This is a genomic window from Paraburkholderia saeva, from assembly GCF_907164555.1.
GTDB classification, from domain to species: Bacteria; Pseudomonadota; Gammaproteobacteria; order Burkholderiales; family Burkholderiaceae; genus Paraburkholderia; species Paraburkholderia saeva.
This window is the reverse complement of record NZ_CAJQZC010000006.1, coordinates 172,170-189,917: the sequence shown is the minus strand read 5'-3', so window position 1 is coordinate 189,917 and position 17,748 is coordinate 172,170. Positions and strand designations below refer to the sequence as shown.

Below are 17,748 nucleotides of genomic sequence, written 5' to 3'. Positions count from 1 at the left end.
ATGATGAACTTCTCGGTGCGCAATTTCCTTGCAGCCGCGGTGATGGCAGTTTGCCTGCCGCTCGTGCCGCACACGGCGCTGGCGGCGCCTGCAGCCAGTCTTCCGGACTTTACCGACCTCGTCGACAAGGTCGGGCCCGCCGTCGTGAACATCCGCACGACAGCGCGTGTGTCGAGTTCGACACGGGGGCTGCCACCGGGCATGGACGATGGCGACATGTCGGAGTTCTTCCGTCGCTTCTTCGGCATTCCGATGCCGCAGTCGCCGCAATCGCCAGGTTCGCCGCCGCGTGGCGGCGGTGGGGGCAGTGGTGGCGGTGGCGGAAGCCAGGGCCAGCAGGACGCGCCCGACAGCGGTGGCGATACAGAGCAGAACAGTGGCGTCGGTTCGGGCTTTATCCTGTCAGCCGACGGTTACGTGATGACGAACGCACACGTCATCGACGATGCCGACACGATCTACGTCACGCTTACTGACAAACGTGAGTTCAAGGCGAAGCTCGTCGGCGTCGACGATCGCACGGACGTCGCTGTCGTGAAGATCAACGCCGCGAACCTGCCGGCCGTCACGGTTGGTGATTCGAACAAGGTGCGCGTGGGTGAGTGGGTTGTCGCGATCGGTTCGCCGTTCGGGCTCGAAAACACGGTTACTGCGGGCATCGTGAGCGCGAAGGGGCGTGATACGGGCGACTATCTGCCGTTTATCCAGACCGATGTCGCGGTGAACCCGGGCAATTCAGGCGGTCCGCTCATCAACATGCAGGGCGAGGTGATCGGTATCAACTCGCAGATCTACAGCCGTACGGGCGGCTTCATGGGTATTTCTTTCGCGATTCCGATCGACGAAGCGATGCGCGTGGCCGACCAGCTCAAGACGACCGGCAAGGTGACGCGTGGCCGCATCGCCGTCGCGATCGGCGAGGTAACGAAAGATGTCGCCGATTCGCTCGGCTTGCCGAAGGCGCAGGGCGCGCTCGTAAGCAGCGTCGAGCCAGGCGGCCCCGCGGAGAAAGCGGGCGTGCAGCCTGGCGACATCATCCTGAAGTTCAACGGCCATCCGGTGGATACCGCGACGGATCTGCCGCGGATGGTCGGTGACACGAAGCCGGGTACGAAGGCGACCATCACAATCTGGCGCAAGGGTCAGACGCGCGACCTGCCGGTCACGATCGCGGAGATGCAGGCGGACAAGACCGCGAAAGCCGATACGAAGAAAACGCCCCCGCCGAAGCAGCGCGCGACGAACGCGCTCGGTCTCGCGGTCAGCGATATTCCGGCCGACCAGTTGAAAGCATTGAAACTGCGCGGCGGTGTGCAGATCGATGCGGCGGAAGGTCCGGCGGCGCGAGTCGGTTTGCAGAAGGGCGACATCATTCTGCGCGTCGGGGATACGGATGTGACGAACGCGAAGGAATTCGAAGACGCCACCTCGCATCTCGATCCGTCGAAGATGACCGCGCTGCTCGTGCGTCGCGGCGACAACACGCAGTTCGTCCCGATCCGTCCGCGATCGGCACCCGCGCAGAAGTGACGATGACGGCGCCACTCACGCTCTACGGGCGCCAGTGGTGCCATCTGTGCGACGACATGCTTGCCGCGCTCGAGCCTTTGCTGGCGGAGTTCGGCGCGGATGTCGACGTGATCGACATCGACGCTGACCCGGCGCTCGAAGCGGGTTACAACGAGCGCGTACCGGTTCTGGTCTGCGATGGCGTCGAACTGTGCCACTATCATTTCGACGAAACGCGAGTCCGCGCCGCGCTATTGGCGCGGGTTACGTCCGAGCGTTTGGCACATTGAAAGGGACCTGGAGTCCACACGCGCAAGCATGCGCCCTGGCCACCTGGCTGGCCATCCCGCAAAAAGCGCCGGGCGAAGGCCTTTTCGGCTAAAATAGTCCGGTTTTTCACCTACTTACAAGGCGTGCTCCGCAATCGTCCGAGCGCGCCTTTTTCGCTTGATCGGTACTGAATGGATCATATTCGTAATTTCTCGATCATTGCGCACATCGACCATGGCAAGTCGACGCTCGCCGATCGCATCATCCAGCTGTGTGGCGGTCTGTCCGACCGCGAAATGGAATCGCAGGTGCTCGACTCGATGGATCTCGAGCGTGAGCGCGGCATCACCATCAAGGCGCAGACGGCGGCGCTCTCCTATCGCGCGCGCGATGGCAAGGTGTACAACCTCAACATGATCGATACGCCGGGGCACGTCGACTTCTCGTACGAAGTCAGCCGCTCGCTGTCGGCGTGCGAAGGCGCGCTGCTCGTTGTCGACGCCAGTCAGGGCGTCGAGGCGCAAACGGTCGCGAACTGCTACACGGCCATCGAACTCGGCGTCGAAGTTGTGCCGGTGCTGAACAAGATCGACCTGCCTGCGGCCAATCCGGAAAGCGCAATCGAGGAAATTGAAGACGTCATCGGCATCGACGCGACCGACGCCACGCATTGCAGCGCGAAGACCGGCCTCGGCGTTGAAGACGTGCTCGAAGCGCTGATCGCGAAAGTGCCGCCGCCAAAGGGCGACACCGAAGCGCCGCTGCAGGCGCTGATCATCGATTCGTGGTTCGACAACTACGTCGGCGTCGTGATGCTGGTGCGCATCGTGAACGGCACGCTGCGCCCGAAAGACCGCATTCGCATGATGGCAACCGGCGCGCAATATCCGGTCGAGCACATCGGCGTGTTCACGCCGAAGTCGAAGAATCTCGATGTGCTGTCGGCGGGACAGGTAGGCTTCATCATCGCCGGCATCAAGGAATTGCCGGCCGCGAAAGTGGGCGACACCGTCACGCTCGTGAACCGTCCCGCACCCGAACCGCTGCCGGGCTTCAAGGAAGTAAAGCCGCAGGTGTTCGCCGGCCTCTATCCGGTCGAGGCAAACCAGTACGACGCGCTGCGCGAATCGCTCGAAAAGCTGAAGCTGAACGACGCTTCGCTGCAGTACGAGCCGGAAGTGTCGCAGGCGCTTGGCTTTGGTTTTCGTTGCGGCTTCCTTGGGTTGCTGCACATGGAGATCGTCCAGGAGCGGCTCGAGCGCGAGTTCGACATGGACCTCATCACCACGGCGCCTACGGTCGTGTATGAAGTCCTGCAGCGCGACGGCACGGTCATCATGGTCGAGAATCCGGCGAAAATGCCGGATCCGTCGCGGATCGAGGAAGTCCGCGAGCCGATCGTCACAGTGAATCTGTACATGCCGCAGGAATACGTCGGTTCGGTCATCACGCTTTGCACCACGAAGCGCGGCAACCAGATCAACATGCAGTATCACGGTCGCCAGGTTCAGCTGACGTACGAAATTCCGATGGGCGAAATCGTGCTCGATTTCTTCGACCGGTTGAAGTCGACGTCGCGCGGCTACGCGTCGATGGACTACGAGTTCAAGGAATATCGCGCGGCCGATGTCGTTAAAGTCGATATGCTGATCAATGGCGACAAGGTCGACGCGCTGTCGGTGATCGTTCACCGTTCGCAGAGCCAGTACCGCGGTCGCGAAGTCGCGTCCAAGATGCGTGAACTGATTCCGCGCCAGATGTACGACGTGGCCATTCAGGCCACGATCGGCGCGAACATCATCGCGCGTGAGAACATCAAGGCGCTGCGCAAGAACGTGCTGGCGAAGTGCTACGGTGGCGACATCTCGCGCAAGAAGAAGCTGCTGGAAAAGCAGAAGGCCGGCAAGAAGCGGATGAAGCAGGTCGGGTCGGTGGAAATCCCGCAAGAGGCTTTCCTCGCAATCCTGCGCGTCGAAGACAAATAAGAGAAGAAACGGAACCCCATGAATTTTGCGCTGATTCTTTTTGTGCTCGTCATCGTAACGGGCATCGCCTGGGTCGCAGACAAACTGGTTTTCATCCCGCAACGGCGCCGCGCCGCTGAGGCTGCGGTCGCCGAGTTCGACCGCCAGCAGGCACGCGTCGGCGAGCGTTTCGCCGACGAAAACGCCGCGCAAACGCGTGCGCGTCTGCGTGACGAAAAGCTGCGCCAGCCCTGGTGGCTCGAATATTCGGCCAGCTTTTTCCCGGTGATTCTGGTCGTGTTCGTCGTACGCTCGTTCGTCGTCGAGCCGTTCAAGATTCCGTCGGGTTCGATGGTGCCGACGTTGCTCGTCGGTGATTTCATCCTGGTGAACAAGTACGACTACGGTATCCGTCTGCCGATTACCAACACGAAGATCACGCAGGGCCGTCCGCTCGAACGTGGTGACGTCGTCGTGTTCCGTTATCCGAAAGACGAATCGGTCGACTACATCAAGCGCGTGATCGGCGTGCCGGGCGACATTGTCGCCTATCAGGACAAGAAGCTCACGATCAACGGCAAGCCGGTGCCCGAAACGGCGCTGCCGGATTACTTCGACGAAGAGCGCATCGGCTACGCGAAGCAGTTCGAGGAAGATCTCGACGGCCGCAAGAACGCGATTTTGAACAATCCGGCAGTGCCGCCGTTCATCATCGGCGCGGAAGATTATCCGTATCGCGACAACTGCACGTACAACGCACAGGGCGTGGTCTGCAAGGTGCCGGCGGGCAACTACTTCATGATGGGCGACAACCGGGATAACAGTGCGGACAGTCGTTATTGGGGTTTCGCGCCGGACAAGAACATCGTCGGTCGTGCGTTCTTCATCTGGATGAACTTCAGCAGCCTCAAGCGCATCGGTTCCTTCAACTGATTGCCACGCTTGCGAATCGCATCGCACGCCGCGCACAACGCGCGGCGTGTTAGCACGCTACTTTAAGAACGTGCGGTAACGTCGCTTCACCACGCTTTTTCGTCGGCCGTCCCGCGTTTTCGCCCGGACAGACGCCCGCGTTATACTCTGCACATGCCCCTATCTCCGTTGGAAAGCCGTTTGCGCTACGAATTTCGCAATGCGGAATTGTTGCGTCAGGCTTTAACTCACCGCAGTCACAGTGCTACGCATAATGAACGGCTCGAGTTTCTCGGCGACTCCGTTCTGAATTGCGCGGTGGCCGCGCTATTGTTCCAACGTTTCAGCAAGCTCGATGAAGGCGATCTGTCGCGGGTCCGTGCCAATCTGGTCAAACAGCAATCGCTTTACGAGATTGCTCAGGCCCTGAATATTTCGGAAGGTCTGCGTCTGGGCGAGGGCGAGTTGCGCAGCGGCGGCTTCCGCCGTCCGTCGATCCTCGCGGATACGCTGGAAGCCGTGCTGGGCGCGGTTTTCCTCGATGGCGGTTTTGACGCCGCGCAGACTGTCATCAAGCGTCTCTATGTGCCGATCCTCGATCACATCGATCCGCGCACGCTCGGCAAAGACTCCAAGACGCTGCTTCAGGAATACCTGCAAGGCCACAAGATCGCGCTGCCGACTTACACGGTCGTCGCGACGCATGGTGCAGCGCACAATCAGCAGTTCGAAGTCGAATGCACGGTGCCGAAGCTGGACGTCAAGGTGTCGGGCTCGGGCGCCAGCCGTCGAGCGGCCGAGCAGGCTGCGGCCAAGAAGGCGCTCGACGAGGTCATGGCGGCCGCGCCCGCTCTCGTCACGAAGCCAAAGCGTTCCAAGGGCGCCCGCGCCGCGAAGCACGCGGAGCCGGAGATCGTGCCGGGCGTCGCGGGCGTACAGACCGCGCTGGACCTGCGTGCGCCGGATCATCGCAAGTCGGAACGTGCCGAGCGTGCGGGACGCGGCGAAGCGCGAACGGCGCAAGGCGCAGCCGATGGCGCGACTAACACGAACGAAACCGCGAGCGCGCCGGCCCCGCTGCCGCTCGCCGTGATTCGCGCCGCCCACGTCGAATATAGCGAACACGCACAATCGCAGGACAAGGCCGATCGCGGCGAGCGTCAGGACAAGACTGACCGTGGCGAAAAAGCCACCGACAAAGCCGACGCCAGCCGCACCGCCTCCGACAGGCACACGCTTCGCAGCCGCGAACCTTCGTCGGGCGGTACCGGCGCACCGGATGAAGCCGAACTCGAACCCGGTGTGGCAGGCGCGGTGCAAACGCGCGCCGCTGACGCCGGCCATTGACACACCTAACGTGCGGCACAGGTCGACCCCTGCCGCGCGTCCACCCGAACCTGCCGTAGCCCGAATATGAACGCTCCCACTCCCCCTGGTTTTCGCTGCGGCATGGTCGCGATCGTTGGCCGTCCGAACGTCGGCAAATCGACGCTGATGAACGCGCTTGTCGGCCAGAAAGTCAGCATCACGTCGCGCAAGGCGCAGACCACGCGCCATCGCATCACCGGCATCCATACGCTCGAAGACGCGCAGTACATCTTCGTCGATACGCCGGGTTTCCAGACGAAGCACAGCGGCGCGCTGAACCGCTCGCTCAATCGCGCGGTCACCTCGACGCTGACATCCGTCGACGCGATCCTGTTCGTGATTGAGGCCGGCCGTTTCGGCCCGGACGACCAGAAGGTGCTCGACCTGATCCCGCCGTCGGTGCCGACGCTGCTGATCGCGAACAAGCTCGACCGTGTTTCCGACAAGGACAGCCTCTTTCCCTTCATGCAGCAGGTTAGCGCGCTGCGCGCGTTCAACGAGATCGTGCCGCTCTCGGCGAAGAATCCCGACGACATCAAGCGCCTGATGGCGACGGTGAAGCCGTTCCTGCCGGAAGGCTCGCCGATTTACGGCGAAGACGATCTGACCGATCGCAGCGAGCGCTTTCTCGCCGCGGAAATCCTGCGCGAGAAAGTCTTCCGCTGGACGGGCGACGAGCTGCCGTACACGAGCACCGTGCTGATCGACAAGTTCGAGACGGAAGGGCGTCTGCGCCGTATCTTCGCGACGATCATGGTCGAGCGCGACACGCACAAGGCGATGATCATCGGCCAGAAGGGCGCGAAGCTGAAGCAGATCAGCAGCGAAGCGCGTCTCGATATGGAAAAGCTCTTCGATGGCCCCGTGTATCTCGAGACCTTCATCAAGGTGAAAAGCGGCTGGGCCGACAACGAAGCAGGACTTCGCGCCTATGGGTACGAATGACGCCTGGGTGACGTTGCAACCCGGCGCCGACCCGGATGACGACGGCGAACCGGCTGCGCCGGCGCCCGCGCCTTCGCGGGCACGCAAATCTTCTTCTGCGAAAAGCAGCGGCGAAGGCAAGGCGCCCGCGCGCCGCGCTTCGCGTACGTCCGCATCCGATTACCGGGTCGCCGAGCAGCCCGCGTTTGTCCTCCATAGCTATCCATATCGCGAAACCAGCCTGATCATCGATGTGCTGTCGCGTGATCACGGCCGTCTCGCGCTCGTCGCGAAGGGCGCGAAGCGCCCGCATTCGGCGTTGCGCGGTGTCCTGCAAACGTTCCAGCCGCTTGCGTTGTCGTGGTCGGGCAAGTCAGAAGTGCGCACGCTGACGGGCGCGGAGTGGGTCGGCGGCATGCTGCCGCTGGCGGGCGATGCGCTCCTGTGTGGCTTTTACGTGAACGAGCTGCTCGTCAAATTCTGCGCGCGCGAAGATCCGCATCCGCAGTTGTTCCATCACTACGTCGTCACGATGACGCGTCTCGCGCATGATGAGCCGCCCGTGCAGGTGCTGCGTTCGTTCGAGCGCGTGCTGCTACGGGAAACCGGCTACGCGATGGCGCTGGATCGTACGGTCACGCGTCGCGCGGTGGTCGCGGAAGGGCGCTATGTGTTCGATCCGGAGCGCGGCGTGCGCGAAGCGTCCGACGATCTGCCCGCGCAATGGCCAGTAATCGCCGGACAGACATTGCTCGATATGGAGCAGGACGATTACCATCGTCCTCAAACGATCTCGCAGAGCAGGACGCTGATGCGGTTCCTGCTTAATACCTACCTCGCCGGCACGCCGCTCGCGACGCGCCAGATACTGATCGACCTGCAGAATCTATGAGCTTCTTTCTTGTGTCTCCTGGCGTGATCGACCTCGGTGTGAATATCGATCACGTTGCCACGTTGCGTAACGCGCGCGGCACGTCCTATCCCGATCCGATCCGTGCGGCGCTTGCCGCGGAGGAAGCGGGCGCCGATGCGATCACGCTGCATCTGCGCGAAGACCGCCGGCATATCGTCGACGCCGACGTGCGCACATTGAGGCCGCTTCTCAAAACGCGGATGAATCTGGAATGCGCCGTCACGCAGGAAATGCTCGACATCGCGTGCGAAGTGAAGTCGCATGACGTCTGCCTCGTGCCCGAAAAGCGCGCCGAACTGACGACCGAGGGCGGCCTCGACGTCGCCGGCCAGTTCGAAGCCGTGCGTGCGGCGTGCCGTCAACTGGCGGACGTGGGCTCGCGCGTGTCGCTTTTCATCGATCCGGACGAAACGCAGATCCGCGCGGCACATGAAGCCGGCGCGCCCGTCATCGAGCTTCACACGGGCAGTTACGCCGAAGCGCACGACGCGGGCGAACAGCAGCGCGAATATGAACGCGTGGTGCGTAGCGTTGCGTTTGGCCGCTCACTCGGCATCAAGGTCAACGCGGGTCACGGCCTGCATTACACAAACGTCCAGCAGATCGCGGCGATCGAAGGCATCGTCGAGCTGAATATCGGCCACGCGATCGTCGCGCATGCGATCTTCGCGGGCTGGGACAACGCCGTGCGCGAGATGAAGGCGATCATGGTCGCCGCGCGTCTCGGCGCGAGCGCGTGAAACACGACATTCTTTCGATCACTCACACGGCGGCCACGGCATGACGATTTACGGCATCGGTACCGACATCGTTCAGGTCAGCCGCGTGGCGGCGGTGATGGAGCGCACCAGGGGACGCTTCGCCGAAAAGGTGCTCGGCGCGGACGAACTGCGTATCTATCACGCCCGCCATGCGCGATCGGCGGCACGCGGCCTCGCGTTCCTGGCGACACGCTTCTCGGCGAAAGAGGCGTTTTCGAAGGCGATCGGTCTCGGCATGCGCTGGCCTATGACCTGGCGCGCGCTGCAGACGCTCAACGAGCCGAGCGGCAAGCCGATGGTTGTCGCATCGGGCGAGCTGGCCGAATGGCTCGACGCGCGCGGCATCACGGCGCGCGTGACGATCAGCGACGAGCGCGACTATGCCGTGTCGTTCGTGATCGCCGAAGTCGCGGATCCTGCCGTTTCCTGAACTTCACCCGAACCTTTCCAGCGCGTCGCTACGCCGCGCTTATCTCCTGTTGCCACAAATCAGATGAAACCAGTTCCTGGACCCGTGATGCTGGATGTGGTCGGCAAACAGCTGACCGCCGACGACAAGCGCCGTCTCGCGCACCCGATGACCGGTGGCGTCATCCTGTTCGCGCGGCACTTCGAGAGCCGCGCGCAACTGCATGCGCTTACCGACGCGATCCGTGCGGTGCGCGACGATCTGCTGATCGCCGTCGATCATGAAGGCGGCCGCGTACAGCGCTTTCGCACCGACGGCTTCACGGTGCTGCCCGCGATGGGCAAGCTCGGCGCGCTATGGGACAAGGACGTGCTCCACGCAACGAAAGTCACGACGGCAGTCGGCTACGTGCTCGCGTCGGAGTTGCGTGCGTGCGGCATCGACATGAGTTTCACACCGGTGCTCGACCTGAACTACGGCCAGTCGCAGGTGATCGGCGACCGTGCGTTTCATGGCGATCCACGTGTCGTCACGATGCTCGCGAAAAGCCTGAACCACGGGCTCGCGCTGGCCGGCATGGCGAACTGCGGCAAGCACTTTCCGGGGCATGGTTACGCCGAGGCGGATTCGCACGTCGCGATGCCGACCGACGACCGTCCGCTCGAAGCCATTCTCGCTGACGATGTCGCGCCGTACGACTGGCTCGGAATGGCGCTGGCGTCGGTGTTGCCGGCGCACGTGATCTACACGCAGGTCGACGCGAAGCCGGCGGGCTTTTCGCGTGTGTGGCTGCAGGACATCCTGCGCGGGCGTCTACGCTTCCAGGGCGCGATTTTCAGCGACGATCTGTCGATGGAAGCCGCACGCCAGGGCGGCACCTTGACCGAGGCTGCCACAGCCGCATTGCAGGCGGGCTGCGACATGGTCCTCATCTGCAATCAGCCCGAAGAAGCTGAAAAGGTGCTGGACGCGCTGCGCTTCACGCCGTCGAAGGAATCGCATCAGCGGCTAAAGGCGATGCGCCCGCGTGGCAAGGCACTCAAGTGGAGCAAGCTGATGGCCGATCCGGACTACCAGCAGGCGAGGACGTTGCTACGTAACACGTTCCCCTGAGGCCTCACTCGCGCGCCGAGAGAAACAGAAAAGCCCGCGTCAGCTGATTCGCTGACGCGGGCTTTTCTTCGTTGACTGCCGCGTGATCACAGGTACTAGTTCAGACGCATCCGCTGCAGCTTGTTGTAGAGCGTCTTCGGGCTGATGCCGAGCAGTGACGCCGCGCGATGCCGCGTGCCGCCCACGGCATCGAGCGTTGCGCGGATCAGCATCTCCTCGACGTCCGCGAGCGGCGTGCCGACGGTCACCTGCACGCGGCTGCCGTTGAGTTCGCGCGCGCCGGCTGCACCGGTTTCGTCGGCGTGCAGCGACTCGAGCACATCGCCCGACGCGATGTACGCGCGCTTCACGCGATCCTGCAGTTCGCGGACGTTGCCCGGCCAGTCATACGCGAGGCATTCGCGGATGAAATTCGGCGCAATCAGCTTTGTCGTGCCGGTGAGGCCGCGAGCGTGGGCCTCGCGATTGAGCTGGTCGACGAATGCCTCGGCGAAGAGCGCCGCATCGTCGCCGCGTTCGCGCAGCGGCGGCAGGGTGAGCGCGGCGGCGTCAAGACGCAGCCACAGGTCTTCGTTCAGCGAGCCATCGGCAACCGCCGCGCGCGGCACCTTGCGCGTCGATGCGATCAGCCGGAAATCCGTCACGAGCTGGTTCGTACCGCCCATGCGCATAAACGTCTGCGAATCGAGTGCGCGCAGCAGCGCTTCCTGCTGCGCCTGCGGCAGCTCGGAGATTTCGTCGATAAAGAGCGTGCCGCCGCTTGCCTGCTCGAAGAGGCCGGGTTCGCGCTGATCGGCGCCGTTGAACGCGCCGCGCTCATGGCCGAAAAGCTGGCTGTCGAGCGGGCGGTCGCCCGGGGCCGCGGTGGCCGTCCGGCAGTCGAACACGACGAACGGACCCTTCCGGCGCCGGCTCATCTCATGCAGGGTGCGCGCGGCCACTTCCTTGCCCGCGCCGGATTCGCCCGAGATCAGGACGGCCGCTTCTGTCGGCGCCGTGTGCTCGATCGTGTCGTAGACATGCTGGATCACGCTGCTGCGGCCGATCATCGAACCGAACCGGCCCATCTGACGCAACGTCGCGCGCAGCGTCTGGACCTCTTCGGTCAGTTCGTAAGGACGGGGGATGCGCGCTAGCAGGCTGCGCAAGCGCGGAATGTTGACGGGCTTCAGCAGATAGTCCCAGATACCGTGCCGCAAACCCTCGATCGCGCTCTCGACCGTTGCGTTGCCTGTCATCACGATGACGGGCAGTGCGCCGCCTGGCGGTTGCGCGGGCAGATGCTGGAGCAGGTCGAGCCCGCTGCCGTCCGGCAGGTTCAGGTCGACGAGAACGACATCGGGGATAAAGCGCGCAAGCGCGGCGCGCGCTTCGGCGAGCGTCGTGGCGGTATCGACGGAGAAACCGTCGGCGGCCAGGATGGCGGACAGCCCGGACAGGCTATTGGGATCGTCTTCGACAATCAGGGCGTGTGGCATGGCGGACGCACTTATTCAATTGACCGGAAACCCCGCCGACGCGCGGCCGGATCAGACGTGGCGTGCGTGTCGACAGGTACGATGGCAACTGCCTCGAATCAGGCAAACTTTACCGGCTCTGACCGTGACATGCAGTCAGGAACACTTGCTGGCTTCGCTCGACGTCATGGGCGTCAGAAGTCGCGCCGGTGGGCGTCGAAAAAACGACGTACTTCGCGCGCCGCTTCGTCGCGCGTCTTGCCATAGCGCTCCTGGATCAGCCCGGTGAGCTTTTCGGCACGCCCTTCGGCCTTCGTCAGCTCGTCGTCCGTGAGTTCACCCCAGGCGGTTTTCGCCTTACCGATCATCTGTTTCCATTTGCCCTCAGCGATGTCGTTGTTCATCTCGCACCTCCACTTGGAAAAGGGAAAGCTTTAAAGCTCACCCTGTTCCGTAGCAGAGAGCGTGCCAAAGGCAAAAATCCAGCTATATCAATGACATGGCTGCTCCGGGCAGATATCGGTTGCGCAGATACCGGAAAATTTGCGCGTCGGGCCGGTAAAGTTTGCTTAAACCATACACGGTCGTGCAAAAAAGAAAAAGCGCCCCGAGGGGCGCTTTTCGCGATTCGTCGCTTAAAAAGCGGCGAGGCAGATCCGGCGCGTGATTACGCGCGGCTGCGGTACTCGTGCGTACGCGTATCGATTTCGATCTTGTCGCCGATATTGCAGAAGAGCGGCACTTGCAGTTCGAAACCGGTGTTCAGCTTGGCCGTCTTCAGGACTTTGCCCGACGACGTGTCGCCCTTGACAGCCGGTTCCGTGTACAGAATTTCGCGAACGAGCGTGGTCGGCAGTTCGACCGAAATCGCCTTCTCGTTGTAGAACACGACTTCGCAAGCCATGCCGTCTTCGAGGTAGTGCAGCGCGTCGCCCATCATTTCGGCTTCGACTTCGAACTGGTTGTAGTCGGCGTCCATGAACACGTACATCGGGTCGGCGAAGTACGAGTACGTCACTTCCTTGCGCTCGAGCAGCACGACGTCGAACTTGTCATCGGCCTTGTAGACCGATTCCATGCCTGCGCCCGTCAGCAGGTTCTTGAACTTCATTTTCACGACGGCGGAGTTACGGCCCGATTTGTTGTATTCGGCCTTCTGCACGACCATCGCGTCTGCGCCGATCATCACGACGTTACCGGTGCGGAGTTCCTGTGCGATCTTCATAAAACTGTCCTGTACGAAATAAGTAGCTTCAACTTTTGTGCTCAACGGCATACGACGCAAACGCGTTCGGTGCCCGGCGCTTACCCGGGCGTGCTGTGCGCCTGCCTTGGATTTACCCATTCTGGCGCGTACGAATGGCGCCGATCGGGAAATGCGCCGGTTTCAGGCCTGGCGCGTCGCCGCAATCGGGCCGCGCTTGAGTCGTCGGCCGTTGGATAACCGCTTATTTTAACTGACTTTTTGCAAATTCGGCCAGATTTCCAGCGAGGTCGCCGACGCCGGCAAGTTCGTGCGCCCAGTCGGCGGCGCGCGCCTCGAAGGCGGCCCGGTGACGCTGGAATTCCGGCCAGTCCGGCGTGCCCACGCCGTTCCACGCGTGCCAGAAGCGGGCGAGTGCGTCGCGGGACGCCCTCGGCAGCGGTCCGGCATAGTGGGCGAGGGCGGCGTCGAGCTTGGGCAGGTGGGCGTCGTCTGTCTGCGGATAAATGTGCCAGATGAACGGCCTCGCCGCCCATTGCGCACGCACAAACGAATCTTCACCGCGCACGAAGTTGATGTCGCTTGCCCACAGCAACGCGTCATAGCCGCGCTGGTCGGTGAAGGCGAGCGCGTGGGCGGTGAGGCCGCCGCGCTTCGCGTGGGTGCCCGCCACGAACGACGGCAACCCGAAAAAGCGCGCGAGTGCGCCCGAAATGCGGCCTTCCGGGACGAGCAGGACGATTTCGTTCGCGCTGTCGCGCCATTGTTCGAGGAGGCTGTCGGCTGCCGGATTTTCGTAAGCGAAGAGCGAGATGACCGTCGTGTCGGGCGCGGGCGGCGGCGCACCCGTCGCCTGCTGCCACCAGGCGGCACGTGCGGCACCGGACGATTCGAACGCAATGCGGGCTGCGTCGAGCCCGCGTTCTTTCAGGACGCCGCCGGTACCCGGGCCAAGCCCAGGGAAAAAGAACGTCTTTCTGAGTGCATGGCGCGGATGCTGCGATGGGCGCAGGTGAAAATCGGCGACCCAGTCCTCGGCGCTCAGGTATTCGAGGTTCAGCCATACCGGCGCGCGCTCGCGCCCGGCCATCGCCGTGACGTACACGGCGGGCAGTTCGCAGCCGAACGCCTCGATGACGACATCCGCGATTTCGAGCGTATCGCCCGCGTGCGACGGCGCGTGCCAGTGCTCGACCACGATGCCTTCGACGGACTGGCGCGCCTCTTCGGCGACGAGCGAAGGGCACAGCTTCTGGAACGCGTGGAGGTCGTCGACGAAGACGCGCACCTGCCAGCCATATTCCCCGGCGAGCTGCCGTGCGAGTCGCCAGCAGACGCCGATGTCGCCGAAATTGTCGATGACCGCGCAGAAAATATCGCACGCGATGCCGGCGGGCGGAGGAGCACTGAAGGAAGTCGGAGAGGACATGGCGGCCGGCGGACGTTGTTCGGACGCGCGCGGAATGTTCTAAACTGGCGATTCTAAAGCACTCACCCCCGTTTCCGCGTGTTCGCGCGCGGCGCCCAGCCTGATCCTGCATGACCGAATCCGACGCTTTCGAGCCCAAGAAAATACTCGCCCAACTGCCGCATCTGCCGGGCGTCTACCGCTATTACGACGCGCAGGGTGCCGTGCTGTATGTCGGCAAGGCGCGCGACCTGAAAAAGCGCGTGTCGAGTTATTTCACGAAGACGCTGCTGTCGCCGCGCATCGCGATGATGGTGACGCGCATCGTGCGTATCGAGACGACGGTGACGCGTTCAGAGGCCGAAGCGCTGCTGCTCGAAAACAATCTGATCAAGGCACTCGCGCCGCGCTACAACATCCTCTTTCGCGACGACAAGTCCTATCCGTTCCTGAAACTGACGGGCCACAAGTTTCCGCGCATGGCGTATTACCGCGGCGCCGTCGACAAGAAGAACCAGTACTTCGGGCCGTTTCCGAGTGCGTGGGCGGTGCGCGAAAGTATCCAGATCCTGCAGCGCGTGTTCCAGCTGCGCACCTGCGAAGATTCTGTGTTCAACAACCGGACGCGGCCCTGTCTGCTGCATCAGATCCAGCGGTGCACGGCGCCATGCGTCAACGCGATCAGCGAAGAGGATTACGCGCGCGACGTGGCGAACGCGTCGCGCTTTCTGCTCGGCCGGCAGAAAGAAGTGATGCAGGAACTCGAACAGAAGATGCATGCGTTCGCCGTCGATCTGAAGTTCGAGCAGGCCGCCGCGGTGCGTAACCAGATGAGCTCGCTCTCGACCGTGCTGCATCAGCAGGCGATCGAAACCGGCAGCGAGAGCGACGTCGATATTCTTGCGGTCGTCGCGCTGGGTGGGCGCGTGTGCGTGAATCTCGCGATGGTGCGCGGCGGTCGCCATCTCGGCGACAAGGCGTATTTTCCGACGCACGTCGAGGCCGCGCTGACCGCTGGCGAAGGCGGCCTCGCTGCGGAAGATGTCGACACTGACGTCGTGTCGACCGCGCCCGCTGCCGGGATCGAAGCCGATGCTGCGGCTGTGTCCGATGCGCTCGTGATCGCGCAGGCGCTTCCCGCCGAAGCTGATATCGATGCTGAAACAGCCGACGCGCCCACAGGCAGTGACACAAGCCGCATTCCGGGCATCGAAGCCGACGTGCTCGACGCGTTTATCGCGCAGCATTACCTCGGCAACCGGATTCCGCCGGTGCTGGTCGTAAGCCACGCGCCTGCCAGCCGCGAGCTGATTGGTCTCTTGAACGAACAGGCGGGCCACAAGGTCACGCTGCTTCGCCAGCCGCAGGGGCAGAAGCGCGTCTGGCTCGCGATGGCCGAGCAGAACGCGCGGCTCGCGCTCGCGCGGCTGCTGTCGGAGCAGGGCTCGCAGCAGGCGCGCACGCGCGCACTGGCCGACACGCTCGGTCTCGAATGCGAAGACCTCGCGCATCTGCGCATCGAATGTTTCGACATCAGCCACACGATGGGCGAGGCCACGCAGGCGTCGTGCGTCGTGTATCACCATCACAAGATGCAGTCGGGCGAGTACCGGCGCTACAACATCACCGGTATCACGCCGGGCGACGATTACGCCGCCATGCGTCAGGTCCTGACGCGCCGCTACGAGAAGATGGTTGCGCAGGCCGCGCAGAACGCCACCGACGAAGCGGCCACGCTGCAACCCGAAGACGCCGCCGATCCGGCCGTCACGCCCGATGCCGCGGAACCCGTCGCGGCAGGCGGCACGTTGCCGACGATCGTGCTGATCGACGGCGGCAAGGGTCAGGTCGAAATAGCGCGCCAGGTATTTACGGAGCTCGGGCTCGATACGGACATGCTTGTCGGGGTCGCGAAAGGCGAAGGGCGCAAGGTCGGGCTCGAAACGCTGATCTTCGTGGGTGGCAGGCCGCCGCTCGAACTCGGCAAGGAAAGTGCCGCGCTGATGCTCGTCGCGCAGATCCGCGACGAAGCGCACCGCTTCGCGATCACCGGCATGCGCGCAAAGCGCGGCAAGACGCGGCAGACCTCACGCCTCGAGGAACTCGAAGGCGTGGGCGCGAAACGTCGCCAGCGGCTGCTCGCACGGTTTGGCGGCTTGCGCGGTGTGGTGGCGGCGAGCGTCGACGACCTCGCAAGCGTCGAGGGCATTTCGCAGGCGCTTGCCGAGCAGATTTACCGTCAACTGCACTGACCCCACGACCCGCATTCGCGCTGCGAAACCGCGTGGCTACGGGCTGAAGCGGGCGCGCGTCGCGCCCCATTGCTTGTGGCATGTCCAGTGACACGGCACAATTGCATCTCCCTTGTCTGACGTGGCCCCCGCCCATGCCGTTTAATTTTCCGATTTTCCTGACGTGGCTGCGGATCGTGCTGATCCCGCTCGTCGTGGGCGTCTTCTATCTGAGCGACTCGATGATGAGCCTCGCGCACCGCAATCTCGCGGCCGCGGTGATCTTTATCCTGGCGGCGCTGACCGACTGGTTCGACGGCTATCTCGCACGCAAATGGAACCAGACGTCGGCATTCGGCGCATTCCTCGACCCGGTCGCCGACAAGCTGATGGTGACCGCCGCGCTCCTCGTCCTCGTGCAACTTGCCCGGCTCGACGCGGCGATCGCGCTCGTGATCGTCGGGCGGGAAATCGCGATTTCCGCGCTGCGCGAGTGGATGGCGCAGATCGGCGCGTCGAAAAGCGTCGCGGTGAATTCGCTTGGCAAGTTCAAGACCGCGTGCCAGATGGTCGCCATTCCGATGCTTCTGTTGTGGGAGCCGGTGCCGCTCGTCGCGGGGCTGTCGATCGATACGCGCGTGTGGGGCGGCTGGCTGATCTATCTCGCCGCCGTGCTGACAATCTGGTCGATGCTGTACTACATGAAGCTCGCATGGCCGCAGATTCGTGAGCGGGGCGGGATCGTTTAAGTCATGTGCAATCTCTCGTCGGAAAGGGGTTGACACGTTTCAGAGCCTTGTACATAATCTCGTCTCTCCGGTGCAAGCGGTTTTGCAGCGGAAGGCAGTAATGAGTAGCAAAACAGCAGCACAACGCGGGAGTAGCTCAGTTGGTAGAGCGCAACCTTGCCAAGGTTGAGGTCGCGAGTTCGAGCCTCGTCTCCCGCTCCAGATTTTTGAAGCAGCGTTTTGCAGTAGTGAAAATGGCAGGGCGTTGTTGGCAATGAAGTACAACGCGGGAGTAGCTCAGTTGGTAGAGCGCAACCTTGCCAAGGTTGAGGTCGCGAGTTCGAGCCTCGTCTCCCGCTCCATACACAAGGGGAAGCAACGCTTCCCTTTTTGTTTGGAAGGCCGGTTGGCCATCGCAGTATTCTGCGAATCGTCAAGATGCAGTGCGGTTTTGCGATTCAGTAGTCCGCTTACGGCGCGATAGCAAAGCGGTTATGCAGCGGCCTGCAAAGCCGTTTAGGCCGGTTCGACTCCGGCTCGCGCCTCCAGCAGTTGATGTACAGAAAAGCCCCGCCAG

At 63.0% G+C, this 17,748-nt stretch carries 16 protein-coding genes and 3 tRNA genes; 15 read left to right on the top strand and 4 right to left on the bottom strand.

What is annotated here, in order from left to right:
- The 10 genes from LPA36_RS17930 to nagZ all read left to right on the top strand — a co-directional run bounded on the left by LPA36_RS17930 (position 1) and on the right by nagZ (position 10,143).
- The gene (locus LPA36_RS17930; RefSeq protein WP_228879424.1) at positions 1-1,530 is read left to right on the top strand and encodes a DegQ family serine endoprotease; all 1,530 of its coding nucleotides are present in this window, start codon (positions 1-3) and stop codon (positions 1,528-1,530) included.
- Entirely contained in the window at positions 1,527-1,799 is a 273-nt protein-coding gene (locus LPA36_RS17925; protein ID WP_228879421.1) for a glutaredoxin family protein, read from the top strand. Before LPA36_RS17930 ends, LPA36_RS17925 begins: the two co-directional genes overlap by 4 nt.
- A 171-nt stretch (positions 1,800-1,970) precedes the next feature.
- Positions 1,971-3,764, top strand: coding sequence for a translation elongation factor 4 (gene lepA / locus LPA36_RS17920; RefSeq protein ID WP_228879420.1), 1,794 nt, complete (start codon positions 1,971-1,973; stop codon positions 3,762-3,764).
- 18 nt (positions 3,765-3,782) lie between these two features.
- On the top strand, positions 3,783-4,676 hold the full coding sequence (gene lepB, locus LPA36_RS17915) for a signal peptidase I (RefSeq protein WP_228879417.1): 894 nt from the start codon (positions 3,783-3,785) through the stop codon (positions 4,674-4,676).
- Positions 4,677-4,829: 153 nt separating this feature from the next.
- Positions 4,830-6,002 (top strand): ribonuclease III, encoded by a 1,173-nt coding sequence (gene rnc, locus LPA36_RS17910; RefSeq protein ID WP_228879415.1) that lies wholly within the window; start codon positions 4,830-4,832, stop codon positions 6,000-6,002.
- Positions 6,003-6,068: 66 nt separating this feature from the next.
- A complete protein-coding gene (era, locus tag LPA36_RS17905; RefSeq protein ID WP_228879414.1) occupies positions 6,069-6,968 on the top strand; it encodes a GTPase Era in 900 nt (299 codons plus the stop codon).
- Positions 6,955-7,839 (top strand): DNA repair protein RecO, encoded by an 885-nt coding sequence (recO, locus tag LPA36_RS17900; RefSeq protein WP_228879412.1) that lies wholly within the window; start codon positions 6,955-6,957, stop codon positions 7,837-7,839. Before era ends, recO begins: the two co-directional genes overlap by 14 nt.
- Positions 7,836-8,600 (top strand): pyridoxine 5'-phosphate synthase, encoded by a 765-nt coding sequence (gene pdxJ / locus LPA36_RS17895; RefSeq protein WP_228879410.1) that lies wholly within the window; start codon positions 7,836-7,838, stop codon positions 8,598-8,600. Before recO ends, pdxJ begins: the two co-directional genes overlap by 4 nt.
- A gap of 40 nt (positions 8,601-8,640) precedes the next feature.
- A complete protein-coding gene (acpS, locus tag LPA36_RS17890; RefSeq protein ID WP_228879407.1) occupies positions 8,641-9,051 on the top strand; it encodes a holo-ACP synthase in 411 nt (136 codons plus the stop codon).
- A 63-nt stretch (positions 9,052-9,114) separates the two neighbouring features.
- On the top strand, positions 9,115-10,143 hold the full coding sequence (gene nagZ / locus LPA36_RS17885; RefSeq protein ID WP_228879405.1) for a beta-N-acetylhexosaminidase: 1,029 nt from the start codon (positions 9,115-9,117) through the stop codon (positions 10,141-10,143).
- 95 nt (positions 10,144-10,238) lie between these two features.
- On the opposite strand, the gene LPA36_RS17880 is transcribed toward nagZ, so the two are convergent.
- From LPA36_RS17880 to earP, 4 genes are all read right to left on the bottom strand, one after another.
- Entirely contained in the window at positions 10,239-11,621 is a 1,383-nt protein-coding gene (locus LPA36_RS17880; protein ID WP_228879401.1) for a sigma-54-dependent transcriptional regulator, read from the bottom strand.
- A 173-nt stretch (positions 11,622-11,794) separates the two neighbouring features.
- Positions 11,795-12,004 carry a CsbD family protein gene (locus tag LPA36_RS17875; RefSeq protein ID WP_228879395.1) on the bottom strand — a complete coding sequence of 70 codons (210 nt, stop codon included), beginning with the start codon at positions 12,002-12,004 and terminating at the stop codon, positions 11,795-11,797.
- Positions 12,005-12,267: 263 nt separating this feature from the next.
- A complete protein-coding gene (gene efp, locus LPA36_RS17870) occupies positions 12,268-12,825 on the bottom strand; it encodes an elongation factor P (protein ID WP_228879392.1) in 558 nt (185 codons plus the stop codon).
- Positions 12,826-13,048: 223 nt separating this feature from the next.
- A complete protein-coding gene (earP, locus tag LPA36_RS17865) occupies positions 13,049-14,233 on the bottom strand; it encodes an elongation factor P maturation arginine rhamnosyltransferase EarP (RefSeq protein ID WP_228879390.1) in 1,185 nt (394 codons plus the stop codon).
- Positions 14,234-14,343: 110 nt separating this feature from the next.
- Between earP and uvrC the strand changes: the two genes are divergently transcribed.
- The 5 genes from uvrC (at position 14,344) to LPA36_RS17840 (ending at position 17,719) form a co-directional block, all read left to right on the top strand.
- A complete protein-coding gene (uvrC, locus tag LPA36_RS17860; RefSeq protein ID WP_228879387.1) occupies positions 14,344-16,464 on the top strand; it encodes an excinuclease ABC subunit UvrC in 2,121 nt (706 codons plus the stop codon).
- Positions 16,465-16,598: 134 nt separating this feature from the next.
- Positions 16,599-17,192, top strand: coding sequence for a CDP-diacylglycerol--glycerol-3-phosphate 3-phosphatidyltransferase (pgsA, locus tag LPA36_RS17855; RefSeq protein WP_228879384.1), 594 nt, complete (start codon positions 16,599-16,601; stop codon positions 17,190-17,192).
- Between the two features lie 125 nt (positions 17,193-17,317).
- Positions 17,318-17,393, top strand: a tRNA-Gly gene (locus tag LPA36_RS17850).
- Positions 17,394-17,457: 64 nt separating this feature from the next.
- Positions 17,458-17,533: transfer RNA gene (locus LPA36_RS17845), tRNA-Gly, on the top strand.
- Positions 17,534-17,645: 112 nt separating this feature from the next.
- Positions 17,646-17,719: transfer RNA gene (locus LPA36_RS17840), tRNA-Cys, on the top strand.
- Positions 17,720-17,748: the final 29 nt, after the last annotated feature.